This window comes from Chryseobacterium sp. ISL-6 (assembly GCF_018613715.1).
Taxonomy (GTDB): Bacteria; Bacteroidota; Bacteroidia; order Flavobacteriales; family Weeksellaceae; genus Chryseobacterium; species Chryseobacterium paludis.
Genome location: NZ_JAGGPT010000005.1, coordinates 406,791 through 426,512, shown reverse-complemented (window position 1 = coordinate 426,512; position 19,722 = coordinate 406,791). Strand labels below are relative to the sequence as shown.

19 protein-coding genes are annotated in these 19,722 nt (G+C 35.0%); 2 read left to right on the top strand and 17 right to left on the bottom strand.

From position 1 onward, the window contains the following. Positions 1-207: 207 nt before the first annotated feature. The 4 genes from mqo to J7E44_RS09650 all read right to left on the bottom strand — a co-directional run bounded on the left by mqo (position 208) and on the right by J7E44_RS09650 (position 5,305). Positions 208-1,713, bottom strand: a complete 1,506-nt coding sequence (gene mqo, locus J7E44_RS09665; protein WP_214828688.1) for a malate dehydrogenase (quinone) — start codon at positions 1,711-1,713, stop codon at positions 208-210. A 182-nt stretch (positions 1,714-1,895) separates the two neighbouring features. Then, complete coding sequence (locus tag J7E44_RS09660) at positions 1,896-2,984, bottom strand: NAD(P)-binding domain-containing protein (RefSeq protein WP_214828685.1); 1,089 nt, start codon at positions 2,982-2,984, stop codon at positions 1,896-1,898. A 10-nt stretch (positions 2,985-2,994) separates the two neighbouring features. Next, positions 2,995-4,017: an LLM class flavin-dependent oxidoreductase gene (locus J7E44_RS09655; RefSeq protein ID WP_214828682.1), complete on the bottom strand. Its 1,023-nt coding sequence runs from the start codon at positions 4,015-4,017 to the stop codon at positions 2,995-2,997. Positions 4,018-4,264: 247 nt separating this feature from the next. Continuing rightward, complete coding sequence (locus J7E44_RS09650; RefSeq protein ID WP_214828679.1) at positions 4,265-5,305, bottom strand: NAD(P)H-dependent glycerol-3-phosphate dehydrogenase; 1,041 nt, start codon at positions 5,303-5,305, stop codon at positions 4,265-4,267. Between the two features lie 224 nt (positions 5,306-5,529). Between J7E44_RS09650 and J7E44_RS09645 the strand changes: the two genes are divergently transcribed. Continuing rightward, positions 5,530-6,570: a M23 family metallopeptidase gene (locus tag J7E44_RS09645; protein WP_214828676.1), complete on the top strand. Its 1,041-nt coding sequence runs from the start codon at positions 5,530-5,532 to the stop codon at positions 6,568-6,570. A 57-nt stretch (positions 6,571-6,627) separates the two neighbouring features. Here the strand turns inward: J7E44_RS09645 and J7E44_RS09640 are convergent, their stop codons facing one another. The 5 genes from J7E44_RS09640 to bamJ all read right to left on the bottom strand — a co-directional run bounded on the left by J7E44_RS09640 (position 6,628) and on the right by bamJ (position 10,581). Next, positions 6,628-7,806, bottom strand: a complete 1,179-nt coding sequence (locus J7E44_RS09640; protein WP_251040537.1) for an MBL fold metallo-hydrolase — start codon at positions 7,804-7,806, stop codon at positions 6,628-6,630. 13 nt (positions 7,807-7,819) lie between these two features. After that, positions 7,820-8,473 carry an NAD(P)-dependent oxidoreductase gene (locus tag J7E44_RS09635; RefSeq protein WP_214828674.1) on the bottom strand — a complete coding sequence of 218 codons (654 nt, stop codon included), beginning with the start codon at positions 8,471-8,473 and terminating at the stop codon, positions 7,820-7,822. A 58-nt stretch (positions 8,474-8,531) separates the two neighbouring features. Next, positions 8,532-8,942: an Rrf2 family transcriptional regulator gene (locus tag J7E44_RS09630; protein ID WP_214828671.1), complete on the bottom strand. Its 411-nt coding sequence runs from the start codon at positions 8,940-8,942 to the stop codon at positions 8,532-8,534. Positions 8,943-9,009: 67 nt separating this feature from the next. After that, positions 9,010-9,960, bottom strand: coding sequence for a hypothetical protein (locus tag J7E44_RS09625; RefSeq protein ID WP_214828668.1), 951 nt, complete (start codon positions 9,958-9,960; stop codon positions 9,010-9,012). A 186-nt stretch (positions 9,961-10,146) separates the two neighbouring features. Beyond that, positions 10,147-10,581 carry a BamJ family beta-barrel-assembly machinery protein gene (bamJ, locus tag J7E44_RS09620; RefSeq protein WP_214828665.1) on the bottom strand — a complete coding sequence of 145 codons (435 nt, stop codon included), beginning with the start codon at positions 10,579-10,581 and terminating at the stop codon, positions 10,147-10,149. 132 nt (positions 10,582-10,713) lie between these two features. Between bamJ and J7E44_RS09615 the strand changes: the two genes are divergently transcribed. Beyond that, entirely contained in the window at positions 10,714-11,709 is a 996-nt protein-coding gene (locus J7E44_RS09615; protein WP_214828662.1) for a catalase family protein, read from the top strand. Between the two features lie 65 nt (positions 11,710-11,774). Here J7E44_RS09615 and J7E44_RS09610 read toward each other — a convergent pair whose 3' ends face one another. The 8 genes from J7E44_RS09610 to J7E44_RS09575 form a co-directional block, all read right to left on the bottom strand. Continuing rightward, on the bottom strand, positions 11,775-12,812 hold the full coding sequence (locus J7E44_RS09610) for a TerC/Alx family metal homeostasis membrane protein (protein ID WP_214828659.1): 1,038 nt from the start codon (positions 12,810-12,812) through the stop codon (positions 11,775-11,777). Positions 12,813-12,990: 178 nt separating this feature from the next. Next, entirely contained in the window at positions 12,991-13,602 is a 612-nt protein-coding gene (locus J7E44_RS09605; RefSeq protein ID WP_214828644.1) for a TerD family protein, read from the bottom strand. Between the two features lie 69 nt (positions 13,603-13,671). Next, positions 13,672-14,592: a hypothetical protein gene (locus J7E44_RS09600; protein ID WP_214828641.1), complete on the bottom strand. Its 921-nt coding sequence runs from the start codon at positions 14,590-14,592 to the stop codon at positions 13,672-13,674. Between the two features lie 39 nt (positions 14,593-14,631). Continuing rightward, positions 14,632-15,792, bottom strand: a complete 1,161-nt coding sequence (locus tag J7E44_RS09595; protein WP_214828638.1) for a toxic anion resistance protein — start codon at positions 15,790-15,792, stop codon at positions 14,632-14,634. 6 nt (positions 15,793-15,798) lie between these two features. After that, positions 15,799-16,353: a TerD family protein gene (locus tag J7E44_RS09590; RefSeq protein WP_214828635.1), complete on the bottom strand. Its 555-nt coding sequence runs from the start codon at positions 16,351-16,353 to the stop codon at positions 15,799-15,801. Next, positions 16,343-17,167, bottom strand: coding sequence for a phosphoribosyltransferase family protein (locus J7E44_RS09585; RefSeq protein ID WP_214828632.1), 825 nt, complete (start codon positions 17,165-17,167; stop codon positions 16,343-16,345). Before J7E44_RS09585 ends, J7E44_RS09590 begins: the two co-directional genes overlap by 11 nt. 1 nt (position 17,168) lies before the next feature. Beyond that, positions 17,169-17,843, bottom strand: coding sequence for an HAD family hydrolase (locus J7E44_RS09580; protein ID WP_214828629.1), 675 nt, complete (start codon positions 17,841-17,843; stop codon positions 17,169-17,171). A gap of 319 nt (positions 17,844-18,162) precedes the next feature. Next, positions 18,163-19,701: a SulP family inorganic anion transporter gene (locus J7E44_RS09575; RefSeq protein WP_214828626.1), complete on the bottom strand. Its 1,539-nt coding sequence runs from the start codon at positions 19,699-19,701 to the stop codon at positions 18,163-18,165. Positions 19,702-19,722: the final 21 nt, after the last annotated feature.

Sequence of the window (19,722 nt, the reverse complement as noted above, 5' to 3'; positions counted from 1 at the left end):
CTGATACAAATTTATTTAAATTTAAGTTGATATGGATATTTTGAATGGATTATGATTGTGTTAAGAATTTTATTTAATGGAAAACAAAAAGCCAGCTTATATAAGTTGGCTTTTTAAATGATTATCAACTCAAAGTGATAAGCAGCGCGCACCTAAGAATTCTAAAGACAAAGACAAGATTTTTATCATCAATATCTTTTATCTAAACTAATACTCCAGCTCCAGCTTCTCCTTCGTATAATTTCTCACTTTCTCTGTAAGTTCTGGATTGCCTGCCAGCTTTTGTCCATAGGAAGGAATCATCTCCAACAATTTATCTTTCCATTCTCCATGAAGTTTTTCTCCAAAACATTTTTCAAGAACGCTGAGCATTGCATATGCTGCTGTGGAGGCTCCCGGTGAGGCGCCTAATAGAGAGGCAATCGTTCCACTTTCATTCACTACCACTTCGGTTCCGAATTCCAACTTCCCACCTTCTTTTTCATCTTTTTTAATCACCTGAACTCTTTGTCCTGCTATTTTTAATTCCCAATCTGCTTCATTTGCATCTTTTACAAATTCTCTTAAATGCTGCATCCTCTGAGCTTTGGTCATGGCAACCTGCTGAATAAGATATTTAGTTAAAGGAATATTATGCCACCATGCTCCGAATAGGGATCTGATATTTTTAGTATTGACGCTTTCAGGAAGGTCAAGATAACTGCCCTCTTTTAAAAACTTAGTTGAGAAACCTGCAAAAGGTCCGAAAAGAAGTGCCTTCTTTCCATCAATGATTCTTAGATCCAGGTGTGGAACAGACATCGGTGGTGCATCTACAGTAGCTTGGGTATATACTTTAGCCTGATGTTTTTCTACCAACTCCGGATTATGAGTGACCAACCATTCCCCTGAAACTGGAAAACCTCCATAACCTGCGCTTTCTTTAATATCCGAACTATCCAGTAATGGAAGTGCGTAGCCACCTGCTCCGATAAAAACAAAATCTGCTACCACTTCCTGTTTATGACTGTGGATCCTGTCTTTCACTTTCATTTCCCACTCTCCATTTTCTCTAGGATCGATATCTTTTACTTCATGGTATAAGAATACCTCAACATTAGAATCTTCCAATAAATGTCTTCCCATTTTTCTGGTAAGGCTTCCAAAATTCACATCGGTTCCTAAATCCATTTTTGTTGCTGCCATTACTTCAGAAGCATTCCTTTTGCTCATTACCAAAGGAATCCATTCTTTCAGTTTTTCATGATCTGTCGAAAACTTCATTCCGGAAAATAAAACAGAACCGATCATTGCATCGTGACGTTTTCTCAGGTATTCAGCGTCTTTATCACCAAATACCAAGCTCATGTGTGGACAGGAATTGATAAAATCTTTAGGTTCCTGGATGTAGCCTTTCTGAAGCAGGTATGACCAAAACTGTTTTGAGATCTCAAACTGTTCCGCGATACTTTCCGCTTTCGAGATATCAATGGTCCCGTCTTCTTTTTCTGGGGTATAATTCAATTCGCAAAAAGCTGAATGTCCGGTTCCTGCATTATTCCAGGCTGCGGTACTTTCCTTGGCAAACCTGCCTAACCTTTCGAAAATTGCGATCTCAAGATTGGGATCAAATTCGTGGAGTAATGTAGCTAAAGTGGCACTCATGATACCACCACCTATGAGTACAACATCATATTTTGGTTTCGGTGTTCTGCTTGTAAGCAAATGTGACATAACATTAAATTTAATACTAATTTCGGGAAAAGTTTTAACAACAGGAACGTGTTTAACGATTTTAACATGTTAATTTTTAGATTGAAAAAAGTTTTAGATTTGACAAGAAAATGCAATCGAAAGTATCAATCTAAATCAATTAGCTTTAACCATTAAAGTGATATTTCATATGTAGATGTAAATCATTTTATAATCCTCAGAGTTGTAACCAATTCTCTTGCCGCAGCACTTCCAGCTCTGTTTGCTCCAATAGTGGATGCAGAGGGCCCATAGCCTACCAAATGAATCCTCGGTTCTTTTGCAACTTCGGTTGCCAATCTTCCAGACATAATGACACCACCGCCCTCTTCCTTAGGTAAAATAGCATCCAAATGTGACAGTGACGATCGGAAACCCGTATTCCAAAGAATAACATCAGCTTTTTCTTGCCTTCCATCTTCCCATTTAACGCCTTCTTCAGTGATTTCACTAAACATTGGAAATCGTTTAAGAACACCTCTTTTTTCCATATCTTTAATTTCATCAGTAACAGGCAATCCTGTTACCGAAACAACCGACATTGGTAATAATCCATTTCTCACTCGTTTGTCAACCATCGCAACCGCCAAACTCCCTGCCATATCATCAAACGGTCCTTCCCGGAATTCCGGAGGTCTTCGTGTAACCCAAGTAGTAGTGGTTATTCTTGAAATCTGATCAAGCAATTGAATCGCAGAAATACCGCCACCAACAATGATTACATGTTTTCCTTTGAAATATTCGGCATTTTTAAAGTTTCGGGTATGCAGTTGTTCACCCTTAAAAAGCTCAGCACCCGGATATTCCGGAATATAAGGATTTTCCCAAGTTCCTGTAGCATTGATGATACCTAATGCAGAAAATGCAACAGACGATGTATCAATGTAGAACCTTTCTCCATTCAAGCTCACTTTCTCAACTTTCACCGGTCGATAGACCTGTATTCCGAATTTTTTCTCGTACAAATCATAATAATGTGGTACGGCAATATTGGCTCGGACTTCAGTTTCATCTCCCTGAATAGTTTCTTCGAAAGACATTCCCGGCAAATCATGAATGCGATTTACTGTACTCAAGGTCAATGAATCCCATCGGGATTGCCAGGCACCACCGGCAAAAGGAGCAGCATCTAAAATAATAAAATCCTGACCGATTTCCAATCCCATTTTTTTGAGATGATATGCGGTAGAAAGTCCGGCTTGCCCAGCTCCAATAATTGCAATTTTTGTTTTATACCAAATTTTTCCTGCCATTTTCCCTTTTTTAACGCCAGCCCAGTTCAGGAGCAACATATTTCAAAATGGATTCAAGTACATGTACATTGTAATCAACACCCAATGTATTGGGAATTGTCAACAACAAAGTATCTGCCTCCTGAATAGCTTCATCCTGTGCCAATTCCTGAATTAGCTGTTCTGGTTCAGCAGCATAACTTCTTCCGAAAATAGCACGTTGACTTCCTTCTAAAACACCTATTTTATCAGTTCTATCTGCTTCCTGTCCAAAATAGTATCTGTCCTGATCATTGACTATGGCGAAAATGGATCGGCTCACAGAAACTCTTGGTTCCCGTGTATGTCCAGCTTTTTTATAAGCTTCTTTATATAAACGAATCTGTTCAGCTTGCTGAATATGAAAAGGTTTTCCACTTTCATCAAATTTTAAGGTGGAACTTTGCAAATTCATACCAACTTCCCCTGCCCAGACTGCAGTAGCATCTGAAGCAGACCCCCACCAAATACGGTCACGTAATCCTTCAGAATGGGGTTCTATCCGCAATAATCCGGGTGGATTAGGAAACATCGGATTAGGGTTGGGCCGCGCGAAACCTTCTCCTTTTAACAAATCGAAAAACTCCAAACCCTTAAGACGTCCCATATCTGTATCAGTTTGACCTTCTTCCAAATCATATCCGAAATATCGCCAACCATCAATAACCTGCTCAGGTGAACCTCTACTAATTCCTAATTGTAACCGACCTTCGGAAATCAAATCTGCAGCGCCAGCATTTTCTACCATATAAAACGGGTTTTCATAACGCATATCAATGACGCCTGTTCCGATTTCAATTTTTTTAGTTTTAGCACCAATAGCCGCCAACAAAGGAAACGGCGAAGCTAACTGATTAGCGAAATGATGCACCCGAAAGTATGCGCCGTCAATTCCTATTTCTTCTGCAGCCACCGCCAAATCTATGGATTGTAACAGAGTATCACCTGCTGTTTTGTTGTCATATGAAGGATGGTTTCCCCAATGTCCAAACGATAAAAATCCTATCTTTTTCATTTACCTAATTTACGAAATGTAATCTCTTGGAATATTATCATATGGTAAGTTCGAAGTGAAGCTACTTGTTACTCATTGCAAATAAGTATCAAATATAAAGCAGACAATGTTTTCATGTGATGAAGACAGAAATTGTTTGAATGTCTGAACTAAAGATCAACAAAGTTGTATTTTAACTAAATATCCAACAAAAAACATCAGCAAATTTGCTGATGTTTATATTTTGGTTTATAACTTTCAAGTTGTTTTAGTTCAATTTTGCAGTCAGCTTTTTAAATTGCTTTTCAGCATTTTTCCCTTCATACAAAATCCCATAGATTGTGTCTACGATTGGCAGCTTAAGCTTTTTTTGTTTTGCTGTTTTATAAATAGAATCAGCTGCGTAATATCCTTCTGCAACCATATTCATTGATTGAATCGCAGATTTTACGGTATATCCTTTTCCGATCAGGTTTCCTAAACTTCTGTTTCTTGAGAATAATGAATATGCTGTTACCAGTAAATCACCTAAGTAAGCACTTTCATTTACATCTCTAGGTGCTTCATAGATGGCTTCCAGGAATATTTCCATTTCACGGATCGCATTTGATACAAACACAGCAGTAAAATTATCTCCATAACCCAATCCACTTGCAATACCAGCTCCGATGGCAAAAATATTTTTAAGGATCGCACTGTATTCATTTCCTAAGATATCTTTGCTGGAATGCATTTTAATAAAATCTGAATTGAAAATGCCCAAGAGCTTTTCAGATACCTCCTCTTCTACTGTGGCAACTGTAAGATAAGAAAGTCTTTCCATTGCCACTTCCTCAGCATGACAGGGTCCCGCAATAACTGCCTGATTTCTAAAACCGATCTGAAACTCATCTCTCAGATAATGTGCTACCACATCATTCACTTTAGGAATGATCCCTTTAATCGCAGAAACGAAAATTTTATCTTTATACTCACAGGTCATTTTTTCCAGTGTATCTGAAAGATAAATGGAAGGTGTTGCTAATACGACAACGTCGCATGCAGAAACCAATTCATTGATATCTGTGGTCAGTTTTAAATTTTTAAGATTGAAATTAACTGCCGTTAAATAGGTAGGATTATGTCCACGAAGCTCAATAGCTCCTTTTACAAACTCACTTCGTACACACCAATGTACTATTTTACAGTTTTCAACAAGCATTTTTACGATCGCAGTTGCAAAACTTCCACTCCCAACAACCCCTACCGAGACCTCATTATTATTCTTTTTCGGATTTGAAGATTCTGAAATTGTTTTCTTTTTCGCCATAATTGAAATGTGAATTGCAAATATATTAAAACAAAAAATTAGGATCTCTTTCACAGGCATGATAAAACCCAATTTTCTGAAAAAATTAACACTTTCATACAATTAAATAGGTAAATCGCCGTTAAATATTGAAATAAGTAAATTTTAATTAAAAATAATTCACAAAACCAATTTTTAATTAAATTTGCACTCTTAATACCGTTTTAATACTAAGTGAAAGAAATATGAAGAAATTTCTAAACAGTAAAAAGAACGTAAATATCCTCTTAGGTGGACTTTTACTAGTAGTTTTTGCTCAAGGCATTTTTATAGCTAAACTATCTTCCGAAAGGGATGATAAAAAATATGAAGTGAACCTTGTAAAAATAAACACTGAAAAAGATAGTGTAGATTACTTAAAAATGAAAACTGATCTCACTTTAGTAGATCAAACCGTTGCACAGCTTAATTCATTTCTAAAATCAAAGGATGTTCCAAGTGAAAAGCTGATGTTCTTAAGTAAAGACAGTATTTCAAATTCTGTCTATCTGGCTAAACAAGCCAACCGATACAGCCAATATTTAATGGATTTACAAAAAAAACTAATGCAGGTTCCGTTAGGAATGCCTACAGATGGTTATATTTCATCCAATTTTGGAATCAGAAAAAATCCTATCCCTTTTAAAACCGTATATGCATCGGTAAAAACAAGCATGGCATCCAATTCTAAACCAACTGTTGCCGCTGCACCAAAACCGGAAGTAAAGGCAGAACCTGTTGAAAAAATCATTGAACTTACAGACAGCTACGGAAATAAAAGAGAAGTAAAAGTAATGGTTACTCCAAAAACAACCAGTAGTGCTCCTACTCTTTCAGCAACCAGTTCTACAAAATCTGTTGCAACAACCTCTTCCTCCTCCTCATCTAAAACAGCTCCTATGGAAAGAAATAACCCTCCAGCTGAAGCTGACCAGATACAGTTTCATAAAGGACTGGATATTGCCGTTGCGTATGGATCTGATGTTAGGGCTTCCGCTGCTGGAACGATTATTTTTTCAGGACAAAAAGGAGGTTATGGAAACTGCGTGATCGTTTCTCATGGAAATGGTTTAGCAACCTTATATGGACATTTATCCGAATTGATCGCTAAAGTAAATGATAAGGTAAAAGTGGGTCAGGTGATTGCCAAATCCGGAAACTCCGGACGTTCTACAGGACCTCATCTTCATTATGAAGTACACAAAAACAATACGCCGGTAAATCCGAAATTGTTTATGAATTTATAAAAAAATAACGGCTGTCATCTGACAGCCGTTATTTTTTTATTTTATATCAATTTGAATTTATTTCAGAATAGTAAGCTTTCCTTTAAAATGATTGAATGATCCATCTTTTGATGCAATATTAGTGTAGACTACATTTTTATTATAATCCTGAACGTGAGTTACGTTATCTCCTGTTTTAGGCTCATGCCAATATACCATAAATACATTGCTTGCCACTTCGGTAACAGTGTATTGAACAGTATCTGCAGCTCCTTTAAAAGCACCATTCGTACCTGTAAAAGACATGGTCTTATTATCTTTATAATCCAGAACAAACTTTCCAGTACTGAAATCAACTTCAACTTTTCGTCCTATGGCTGGATAAGGAGATCTTAAATCCCAGTTCATTTCGCCTAAAAATACCTTCACTCCCATTTCAAGTTCATCTTTTCCCGGAAGATCAGGATATTGAGTCACCATAAATTTTACGATCGTATCTGGTGTTTTATTCTCAGTAACCGCTTTCTTATAATTCTCCAAATATCCTTTAACAAAATCCAGTGACTGAGGAGCTAAATTTAATTTTGCAAAATGTGATGGAACAACTTGCTGTGGTTGTAAAGCCTTCATAGCGTCAATTTGTCCGATCCATTTATCAATAGCTTCTTTGTTTTGTGTATCAGCCATCCAAATATGAGAATCTACTGAAACTGAAATTCCGCCCACTATTGTTTTTATTGAAGGGATCCAAATAAAACTATGGGCAGGATCATCAGGATTTTGTTTGATCTCTATCTTATTCCCTTCTAAATCGGGAATTGAAGTCACAGCTTCTGGCACGAAAACCTCTGATGGAGCATCTCTTTTCAATTGAGGATTCCAGACTGCCAGTTTATCATCCTTCGATGCTGAAATCAGATAAGCAGTCTGAGCTGTTGAAATGATCTTTACATTAGGAAAGGCTTTTTTAATAACATCCAATCCAAAGTAAAAGTCGGGATCGCTATGTGAAATGAAAACAATTTTAAGGTTTTTTCCTGTTGCTTTTATTTCCTTAACCAATTGCTCAGCATATTGTTTCTGAAATTGAGCATCTATCAATATGGCATCTTTATCTCCATAAATAATTGTTGAAGTGATTGGGAAAATAGCCTTCGTTCCAGGATTATATACTTTGATCTTAAGATTGCCCGCTAACATTGAGCCTGTAAAACCTAACAAAATAAATAGTGATAATAATTTCTTTTTTAACATCATTATGTATTTTTAATTAATAAGCCGCTGTAAAACGTTCACGAATATGATTATTTTGCTCTAATTCATCTACTAAAGCGACAGCAACATCTTCTACTGAGAGAATACTTCTTCCATTATCATCAAAAACCGGAGTTTCCAAAGAAGTTCTGTATTTTCCTGTTCTGGCTCCTACATTTGCCTGATTCATTTCAATCGCTGGGCTAAAGAAAGTCCAGTCAAGGGTGTTATTTTCTTTGATCTTATTCAAATAATCCCTTGCTGCCGTTGCTCCCGGCTTATACGCTTCCGGGAAATCCGGTGTATCGACGATCTGAACATTATCCGGTGTGTAAAGACTTCCGGCACCACCTACAACGATTAATCTTTTAACACCTGATTTCTCAACTGCTTTTTCAATGTTCTCAGAACCTGTAAGGAAATCATTATAAAGGTTTGGATTTGTCCAACCTGCGTTATAAGTACTGATTACAGCATCACTTCCCTGTAGTCCTTGAGCCAGCTCATCAATGTTATTCACATCAATACTTTTTGCTTTTACATTGTCATTCTGTTCAACTTTAGAAGCATCTCTTACAATTGCTTCAACTTCATAACCTCTGTTTGCTAATTCTTTCACAACATGTGAACCTACAAATCCTGTCGCACCGATTACTGCTACTTTTTTCATAATATTTATTTTTAATTAAACTGTAATAACTTTTGTTACATTTATGGTTAAAAAATTTTTATGCGAATTGGTCACAGAACTCCTGTAATGATTTATCGCCCAAAAACTGAATAACCAATTTTTCTGTTTCACTGAATAATGTATTCAAATGATTATTGATCTCTTTGCCAACGGTACACGCCGGATTTGGATTTTGATTTTTCTTTCCAAGAACTTCGGTATTTTTTACCGCTGAGTAAATTTCGGAAATATTAATTGATTCGGCACTTCTTGCCAATTGGCTTCCACCTTCTTTTCCTTGTCTGCTTGTCACTAAACCAGCAGCTCTTAAAACACCTAATTCTTTACGAACAACTACAGGATTTATATTAATACTACCCGCCATCCATTCAGAAGTTAACCATTCCTGTGGACTTTCCGCCAATAAGGTCATAATATGTACTGCCGTAGCAAATCTTGTATTGTTCATTATAATTACATGACAAAGATAAAACAAAATTTTAATTGTAACAAAATTTATTACAGTTAAATTTTTCTTAAAGTACTAATTTATCCAGATCCAACAGTAAATAATTGATATTCTGATTGATCGTTCTGGTTGCAGATTGCATCTGATTAAGCATTGCCGCACGATTTTGTAAATCATCAGCACGATAAAAACCACCATCACTGAAAATAACTGATGTATCAGCCTCGTTCTGGTTATCATCAAACTGATAATGCAGCCATCTTTCCTTCATGTTCTGAATAATGGAATGCGATTCTTTATTGGAAAACTTTTTCTCAGTATACATATACCAGATAAAAGGTGGAAAATTGGGTGATTCCAACTTCTCATGCCAGACATCCCGTAGGAGATTTCTCTGATGGATAAACTCTACTTTTTTTCCTTTGGGGTTAAGTGTCGCCAAACCGAAACCTGCACCTAAAGCACCTCCGCTAATATCTATTGCACTACTCCATCCTTCATCTTTTACAATCCCGCCGGCAATTGATGCTGCTGCTCCTGCAACAATAGAGTATAAAATCAATTTGTTATTTCTGGAAGCATTAAGGTTGTCTACATAGCTTCCGATCTGAGCTACACGTTCACCTTCACAGTCGAATTCCGCAGCCACAGCATCCAATTCTGTTAAAGCAATGGTTATTTTACTATTTATTCTCGTTTTAAGTTGTAGAACTTTAACCTGGGAACTCAATGAGGTATCTTTTTTCAGTTCCATAATTTCATGTACCTCATCCAGATTATCTAAAGCATTTAAAATAAGAATACTCTGATCGGAAAACATTCCTTTCAGTTCTTTATTTGCAGCCAAAACAGAATCAGAATTATATGATGGAAGCTTCTTGCTGTAATTATATTGAAATGGAGCTTTGCAGTAGCTATCTTTTAATGTCAGAATGTTTTGTTTAATCGCTTGATTTTTCTTAGAAACACACGAAGTCAGTAAACTAAAAAAAGCAAAAAGGTAAAGTAGTTTTTTCATCCAGTATATTTTTATGCAATGAGTCAATCGCAAAAAGGCTTCCTATTTTATTCATGATAAAATATGATAACTGCTGAATTTGCAGAAAATTATTCCGCCTTATGATCAATCTAAAGTACTAATTTAAGACAAATAAAAAAATTTACCTGACATGCAGGTAAATTTTAATTCATATTTAAGGTTATCCTATTTTATACTCAATAATTCAACTTCAAAAATAAGCGTACTGTTTGGACCTATTTCTTTGCTGATCTGCTCTTCACCATATGCCAAATTAGGCGGAAGGAATAATCTCCATTTACTTCCTACAGGCATTAATTGTAAAGCTTCTGTCCATCCCGAAATCACACGATTCAAAGGAAAAGATGCCGGAGTTCCTCTTTTCACTGAACTGTCAAATACATCACCTTTGATCGTTGTTCCATGATAGTGACATTTTACGGTATCTTTTGCTTTTGGCTGAGCCCCGCTTCCCTCTGTTATGATCTCATATTGCAGACCACTTGGCAACGTTACCACACCTTCTTTTTTGGCATTTTCCTCCATGAAGGCTTTTCCATCATTAAGGTTCTTTTCAGCCAATTCTTTTTTGCGTTTAAATAACATATCTGCTACTCCCATTATTTAATTTTTTTACAAAGATAAACTTTCTGAAAAACACTGAAAATCTAATGTTAAGGAGATAAAACACTAAAATAACATTATCTTAACATGCAATCCAAAACTTGGTGTTATAATTGAATTTAAAAATTAATGCCAATCCCAATACTATATAATAAGAAATTCAATGAACTGACGGAGGATGAAAAAGAACTCCTTAAAATCAATAAAAAAAGTATTTCCGATTTTGTTGAACAGTCATCTATCATAAGTGATGTAAATTATGCCACACGAAATGCGCACGCAAAAACGTATGCCGTTTTAAAAGGAGAATTTATAATAAATCGTGATCTGCCGGATCAACTACAGCCTTTCTTTGATAAAGAAAGATATGAGTTGGTTATACGGCTTTCCAATGCTCACTTGAAAATTAAGCAATCTAAAAAAGATATTCCTGCGTATGGCTTTTCAGTAAAAATAAAAGATGACAATGGCGAGGTATTAGCGAATTATCCATTGGTTAATTTTCCTCTTTTTCCGGTAAACTCTGTAAGTACATTTCTGAAACTATTTACTTCAATCAACCATTTCTTCATCAAAAAGTGGAATAATTTATTCCCACTCCTTATTCAGATTGTAAAAGCAACACCTTCTTTATTTACCTTTTCATTTTTAAAAAATATAGTCAGATTGATTGGGCAGCGGAATCATTTCTTCCTGTCATTTGACTACCATTCTATTGGAGCCTACCGATTAGGGGAATATGTGATGAAAATACAGCTCAGTCCAAAATCCGTGGAAAAGAATTTTGGCAGGAAAATGAACACCCGTGAGGCTATTGAAAGCTATTTTACAACCAATGATTATACTGCGGATGTATTCATTCAGCTCTGCTATGATTTAAAGGATCAGCCGATCAATAAGTTGAACCGGGAATGGAAAAACTCACCATTAATCAAAGTAGGAGAAGTTAAAATCGAAAAAAATTCTATACTAGAGCGTACCTGCGAAAATGAATTATTATCCTTTAATCCTTTTGAAAGCAAAACCATCTTTCAGCCTGTAGGTAAAATACAGAAACTCCGGGATGAAACATATAAGGTTTCTGTGCAAACCCGGCGTAAGATCAACAAGTTGTTGCATGGATAACCTAAGTGGAAATCCTTTCTATGATAAAAATAAAAAAGCCTTACTTTTCAGTAAGGCTTTAATCGTTATTTTTCTTCTAATTTCTCTTTTTCATCTTCCTTTTTCTCCGGGAACATGATTGATAAAAGAACCGAGATCACCAATACTCCACCTACTATTCCCAATGAAATAGGAGAAGAAATATGGATCCATGGTGCAATTAACATTTTAACTCCAATAAAGGATAATATAATCGCCAGACCATATGGCAATTTGCTGAACATATGAATAAAATTCGCTAATAGGAAATAAAGTGATCTTAGTCCTAAAATGGCAAAAATATTTGATGTATAAAGAATGAAAGGATCATCTGAAATGGCAAAAATCGCAGGGATTGAGTCTACCGCAAAAAGAACATCGGTAAATTCGATAACTCCTACCACCACTAAAAGGGGCGTTGCCATTTTTATTCCATTCTGGATTGTGAAGAATTTATCACCATCATAATTATCTGAAACTTTCCAAAAGCTTTTAATTAATCTTGCTCCTGCTGTATTGCTATAGTCTTCATCATCATCGTCATCTCCGTCACCCCATGATTTAATACCTGCATAAACAAGGAATAAACCGAACAGCATCATAACAATATTAATTTTAACAGCCTCACCGAAAATATTCATTTCAGGCAAATACGTTAAGTTGATAAGACCAACTCCTGCAAAAATAAATATAGCCCTGAACAGTAATGCTCCGATAATCCCCCAGAATAAAACTTTGTGATGTAAATATTTTGGAACTTTAAAGAATCCGAAAACAAGAATAAATACAAATAAATTATCTACAGAAAGAGCTTTTTCAATCCAATATGCTGCCTGATATTGTGTAAACTTTTCTACGGCTAGAGCATGGCCATCGGATTGGTTGAAAACCCAATATACTACTCCTGAAAAAATCATGGATAATGAAATCCATACGACTGACCAGATCGTAGCTTCTTTAGATGAAACCTCGTGACTTTTTTTATTGAAAACTCCTAAATCCAGAAGTAACATGACAACAACTGTTATCGCGAATCCCCACACCAAACCTGGATGCAGTTCTAAAATACTTTGATGTTTTTCCACTTTTATTATGTGTTATTATACGATAAAAGCAATAGCTGTACAAAGTACAATTATTGCTGTTTTTTTTCTGAATGCATAGATACAATTAATTTCAATAGCAATCTTTCGAGTAATTTATTTATAAAAATAAAAACCCGACTTGTACCGAATATCAATTACTTCTAAAACAATTTCTATTTTACAGATATTTCTGCTGTACTGTCTGAATCGTTTGCTCCAATTTTTTATCCGCAGTAGGATCTCCAATCGCATTGAATTTCCATTCTCCGTTTCTCTTATAGAAAACTCCCATTACCATGGCAACGTGTCCACTAAATGATGCATCATTAGCAATATCATATTTAGCAAAAACCTCTCTTACATTGGTAGGTGTTCCTTCATAAATACGGATTGAAGCAAAAGGAATAGTTCCGAAATCCTGTCCTCTGTAGCTATTTAATACCATAGCAACATGTTCAACACTTGCATCCAACTGACTGAAATCTACAGTGATTACCTCATTATCAAGACCATCATCCCCATCTACATCTCCTGTAAGATCATCCCCACTGTGTTTTACGGATCCGTTTTTAGATTTTAAATTTCCGAAGTAGATCACTTCAGTAGCATTTTTGTTTGAGTCGTATAAGATACAGCTCCCATCTAAGTCTACTGCTTCTTTTTTACTTCCGCCAAAAAAACTTTTTTTCTCTATTGCACCCCAGTTGATACCAACACAAGCTTGCGTAAGAGCCGTTCCGTTTTCTTTAGTAAGGTTAATTCTTTGACCTTTTTGTAAGTTAATAGCCATCTTTTTATGTTTAGTTATTTTTTATTGTTTGGTTAAAAGATGAATTTATTTTTCACCTATTTACCTTCTTTAATTATTCAAATTCAAATTGAGCATTGCCCTAAGAATATTGGTTTCTTCGTTAACATCAAATATTTTGCTCATAATATCAACACTTTCCAGGTTTCGCAGATAGTCTTTTAAAACGGATTCCACATCATCCGGCAACGTTCGTTTCCTTTCGTCTATGGATTCTTCCAATTCTTCATTTTTATTTTTCAGCTGATTGATAATCAAAATCTGATTGGATTCGTTTTCAGAAGTATTTAAATATGCAAGTTCATCATCGATCAGATAAAGTCTTTTCTCTTCAACATTGAAAATAAAATGTTCATCGGATTGAAAGATCTTAAACAACTCATATTCGTTCCTATCGATGCGATATCCACACATAAAGCGAACTTTAAAATTCTGTATATTAAGCTTACCCAATAGCTTTCTTTCTATCGAATAATCCTGATACTGATAAGAAGGAACCTGATGAAACTTAAGTTTCGATTCATCTGCTTCCGTTCTATAAAATTCTGCTCCATATTTTTTTTGAAAATATAAAACATCATTCCAGTTCAGGGTAAATTTGTCTTCTGTAAGATCTTTATACAAATTCTTCAGATGCTTGGAAAATATACCACTGTACATCTTCCTGTCTATTTCAAAACTATCAACTTTCTTTTCCTCAAAAGCTGAAATATATTGGTTATTGATATTGATCTCGTTAATAACAGCCAATAAATTGTTTTCCTTTTTCTTTTTAATTTTGGTCAGCAATTCTATCAGACTGTCGGTATACTGCAGATGAAAAAGCTCCAGTTTACTATAATCTAATGCTTTATTTTCATTGAATAAGTTATGTATAATATCTGTTTTAATGTAAATCGATATTATATCAACATTTTCAAAGAAGTTAGAAAGAAGCTTAAGCTTTGTTAATCTTCTTTTACTTTGAGACATTATGATTACTGCTTCATCATCCACCGGTATATCGTATTATTAACCTCTAATATTTGCTTTCAATTCGCTTTCTAATGTCTGTAGATCCTGATCCAGTTTTCTTCTGTTTTCGGTACCTTGTTTTTGGATCTGCTTCACTTCATTCAATGTATTGATCAACATTGCTGTTGTTTCTTTCAGTGTTTCAGCAGAAACAATGGTCTGCTCATTAGCTTTAGCAACATTTCTTGAATTCTGACCCAGGCGCTCTGCATTTTTTCTAAGTATCTCTTCTGTCGTAGAAGATACTTTCTGCTGAATTTCAATATTCTGCTGTTGTCTGTGCATTGCAACAGCTAAGGAAAGTTGGTTTTTCCATACTGGCAAAGTCGTTGTAAGGATAGTCTGTGCTTTCTCAGCAATAGAAACGTTATTGTTTTGAACCAGTCTGATCTGTGGAAGAGACTGCATCATGATCAAACGTACTACTTTAAGATCAGCTAATCTTCTGTCTAATCTGTTGATAAAATCTCTTTTATCAGCAATTTGATAATCGGCATAATTCTGAACATTAGCCTCCATTTCTGCAAGTTCTCCCGATGCTCTTTCCATTCTTAAATTCCCAGCAATCACAAGATCTTCAATTTGCTTGATAGAATTTACGTTACTGTCAAAAATAGTCTGTAATACAGCATTATCTTTTGTAGAAGTAATGATTCCAGCATTTACTTTATACGAGATCTGGTCGATATTATTAACGATCTTATCATACTTCGCAAATAAGTTTTCTACCTGGGTGATCATCTTTTTCATGAATGGCAAACGACTGAAAAAGCCTTTCACTTTATTGCCACCGTTGATTTCATCAACATCCACATAATTAAGTTCGACCAATAAATTATTGATCAGCTCTCCTACTTCGCCAGAATTTGATCTTCTTACATTATTTAAAAAACTATCACTTTGATTAGCTAAAGTTTTTTGAAGTTCAGAACCAAAATTCACGATAGAACCAGGATTGGTCTCATCTATAGCATTAGCTGCAGTTTCATATTTCTGAAGATCTGCACCTTGTATCTGGGTTAGATTTACATTTCCGTCTCTATCAACTAGAACCGGAGGTACTCCCTGAGCTGGTTGACTCTGCTGATTGGGCTCAAAGGTTTTAAGAGGTTCAATCGGCTGAATTGGGTCATTGGATTGATTTGATTGGTTATCCATAATAGATTATTGATAGATTGATACAAATTTTTCAAGACCATCTCTTTGTCCACTTCCTACAGCTTCAAATTTCCACTCTCCATTTCTGTTGTATATTCTTCCGAATTCAACAGCTGTTTCGATAGAGAAATCTTCATCTAATTCATATTTTAAGATTTCTTCATTCGTATCTGTATTGAAAATTCTAATGAAAGAATTTCTTACCTGTCCGAAGTTTTGTTTTCTGGATTCTGCTTCATGTATCGTAACAACTACTGTAATTTCTTTTACAGCATCATCAATTTTAGTTAAATCAATCTTGATTTGCTCATCATCTCCTGCTCCATCTCCTGTTAAATTATCACCTGTGTGAATAACTGCTTTATCCGGAGACTCAAGATTGTTATAAAAAATGAAGTGATTATCTGAAACTAATTTTTTGTTTTCTCCCAATAAAAATAAAGAAGCATCTAAATCGAAAGCACCTCCCGTAGATGTATTATTGATATCCCATCCTAAACCTACTGTGAATTTAGGTGCATTTATATTTTCTCTTTGTCCTTTCTGTAAGTTAATAGCCATAATATAATTCGGTTTGTGTTAAAGTGTTTATGTTATTTTCGTATTCTTTTATTAAATGATAATTGTTGCTGATAGCTAATTCCAGCAGATCATCCATATGTTCCTTTTTTACTTTAGACGTAAGATATTCAAAATTACTTGATTCTAACCCTAAAATATATTTTACAATTCTTGTATTGAACTGAAAACTGGGCTTTATCATGACCTCTACAATGTGCTCTACATTTTTTACAGCGTAGTAATTGAAGTAATTTTCGATAGTCGGATCAATATCAAAATTCATCAACTCAGCATAATATAAGAATATAAAATCCGCCTGTACAGCATATTCATCTAATATTTTGTTCACTGTATGTTCGTGACTTCCTGTAATTTTTATATCATCTATAAAAATACAAAGTTTTCCGCGTAAAAAATCCTTATCGATATAATAAGTATCATTGGCAATCAAATTTTTACGATCTTCAAAACTAAGATTTCCATAATCTGTGGTATAGGTATGATTACGGTTTATCTTTGAGAGAATACTTGATTTCTTTCCTCTCTGAAACAGATAAAAATCCAAGCACTTTTTAAAGTAGAAGCACAAAAAATTAGAAGCTGTAGGAATTGCCATATAAGGACTTGGTAAAATCACAATCTCTTTATCGACATTGAAAAGTCCTTCGTTATGAGAAATAAACCCATCGAATAGTTCCTTAGCAAACTTTTCGGCATAAGATTTATCTCCATACTTAAAATAACTGTATTCTGCAGGGGAAAAAGTAAACTCTTTTGCAGAATGGATATGGTGTAAACTGTACCTCTTGTTCATGTTATATTGAGTATTTAAGTAAGTGTGCATTGAAACCAAAATTTTTTGCTCCATTAAAATCAGCGATCAGATTATCACCTATGTGTAGAATCTGATGCAGTTCTAAATCTTGATTTTTAATTTTATTTTTCACTTCCTGAAAAACGATCGGATTAGGTTTTGAACAATTAATTTCATCGGAATAAATATGGAAATCGATAAATTCATCAAGGTTCTCTTCAATCAAAAATTTCCGGAGTGTTTTTCCTTTAATAAATCCCGTATTACTTAATATATTAATGGTCTTTCCCTGACTTTTAATTTCGTTAAAAAATTGATGTACATTTTCGAAGATAATAACTGGTTTATATTCGAGAAATAATTCTTCACTTTCAGTGTAAAATCTATTTAAATCATCCCTGTTTAATTCTTTTATATCAACATTTAAAGCATTTAAAATCAGCAAATAGATTTCAAAAGTATCCACATTCCCACCTATAACCTCATTGATGGTATTGCATAAATCATCATAGTATTTTACAGTTTTTGCAACCTCTTCTATGGGTCTGTTGATATTGAAAAATGAGGAGAACAGCTCAACTCTTTTTGCTTTAAATTCGGGATGAGATTTTATTAAAGTGAGCCACAGATCAAAAGAAAAATGATAGTGGTTATGGATGTCGATATCTGCTTTCAAAATGGTACCAATTATAATTTACATTAAGCTCCTCTTGAAAAAGATTGCTTATATAATTTCATGTTTTTGTCGTTAGTTTTAAGCTGAATTATTCAATTCCTTCCAAAGATAATTTTTTTAAAATTAATGTCTGTTTTTTTATAACTTTTTAAGATTTAACACTAATAATTAAGAAAAAATTGAGAAAACTAAACCACAAAAAATTGAATTGACATGAAATACTGTCCATATATATTAGTACAATATGTTCATCGTTAACCTATTGATAACCTAAAAAGACAAGGACTGTAAATATTTCACAGTCCTTGTTTGGTTATTTTTATCTTTCAGGCATCACTTTATAAGTAGGATCATCCTCAATATTAACATCAATGACTGCTTCTGCATGTTTCAATACCTTTCTACAATCCTCACTTAAATGACGCAGATGCAGTGTTTTATTAAGATCATGGTAACGTTTCGATAATTTATCCAGAGCATCAATGGCGCTCATATCAACAATTCTGCTTTCTTTAAAATCAACAATTACATCATTAGGATCACCAGCAGGATCAAATTTATCTGTGAAGGCCGTTACAGAACCAAAAAATAAGGGTCCAAATATTTCATAGTGCTTTGCTCCATCTTCGTCAATATATTTTCTAGCTCTGATTCTTTTTGCATTATCCCAAGCAAACACGAGAGCAGCAATTACAACCCCTACTAAAACTGCAAGAGCCAGATTATGCAATACAATTGTTATTAAAGCAACTACTACCCCAACAAATATATCGGACTTTGGCATTTTATTGACAATCCTTATAGAAACCCATTGGAAAGTACTTATCGCCACCATCATCATTACCCCAACCAATGCTGCCATTGGTATCTTTTCAATAAATGGAGCTCCAAATAAGATAATAATTAAAATAGTAAGGGATGCAATGATCCCCGATAGCCTCGCCCTTGATCCGGCATTAAGATTGACTAAGGTCTGTGCCACCATTGCACAGCCACCCATCCCGCCAAAGAAGCCGTTGGTAATATTTGCTATTCCCTGAGCCACAGATTCACGATTGGCATTTCCTTTAGAATTGGTAATTTCATCCACCATAGACAATGTGAGGAGAGATTCTATAAGGCCAACGCCTGCCATGATCAAAGCATATGGGAAAATAACATTCAGTGTTTCCAGGGAAAATGGGATATGGGGAATATGAAAAGAAGGAAGGCTTCCGCTAATATGAGCAATATCGGCAACTGTTTTTGTGTTAATATTAAACCCTAAAACAATTCCGAAGACCATTAAAATAGCGACTAATGAAGCTGGAACAACTTTAGTGATTTTTGGTAAAAAATAAACAATAGCTATGGTAAAAATGGTAAGCCCTGCCATAATATATAAAGAAGTCCCCTGTAGCCACTGAACGACACCATTGCTGTCCACAAATTTAAATTGCTCGACTTGAGCCATAAAAATAATAACAGCCAAACCATTCAAAAAACCATACATGACAGGCTGTGGGATCAACCGAACGAACTTTCCTAATTTAAAGATACCCACAAGCATTTGAAAAACCCCGGCCAGTATAACAGTAGCAAACAGATATTCAACACCATGAGATTTAGCTAATGCGATCAAGACAACAACAGTAGCACCCGCTCCACCAGAAACCATTCCTGGTCTACCACCGAAAACAGCCGTTATCAACCCCATTAAAAAGGCTGCATACAAACCCGTTAACGGAGAAAGTCCCGCTAAAATAGCAAATGAAAGAGATTCAGGAATCATAGTCATTGCAACTGTAAACCCTGCAAGTAATTCATTTTTATAGTTTACCTTTTTAGAAAAATCGAAGATCTTTATATATGTACTCATAACTGTGGACAAAGGTAAATA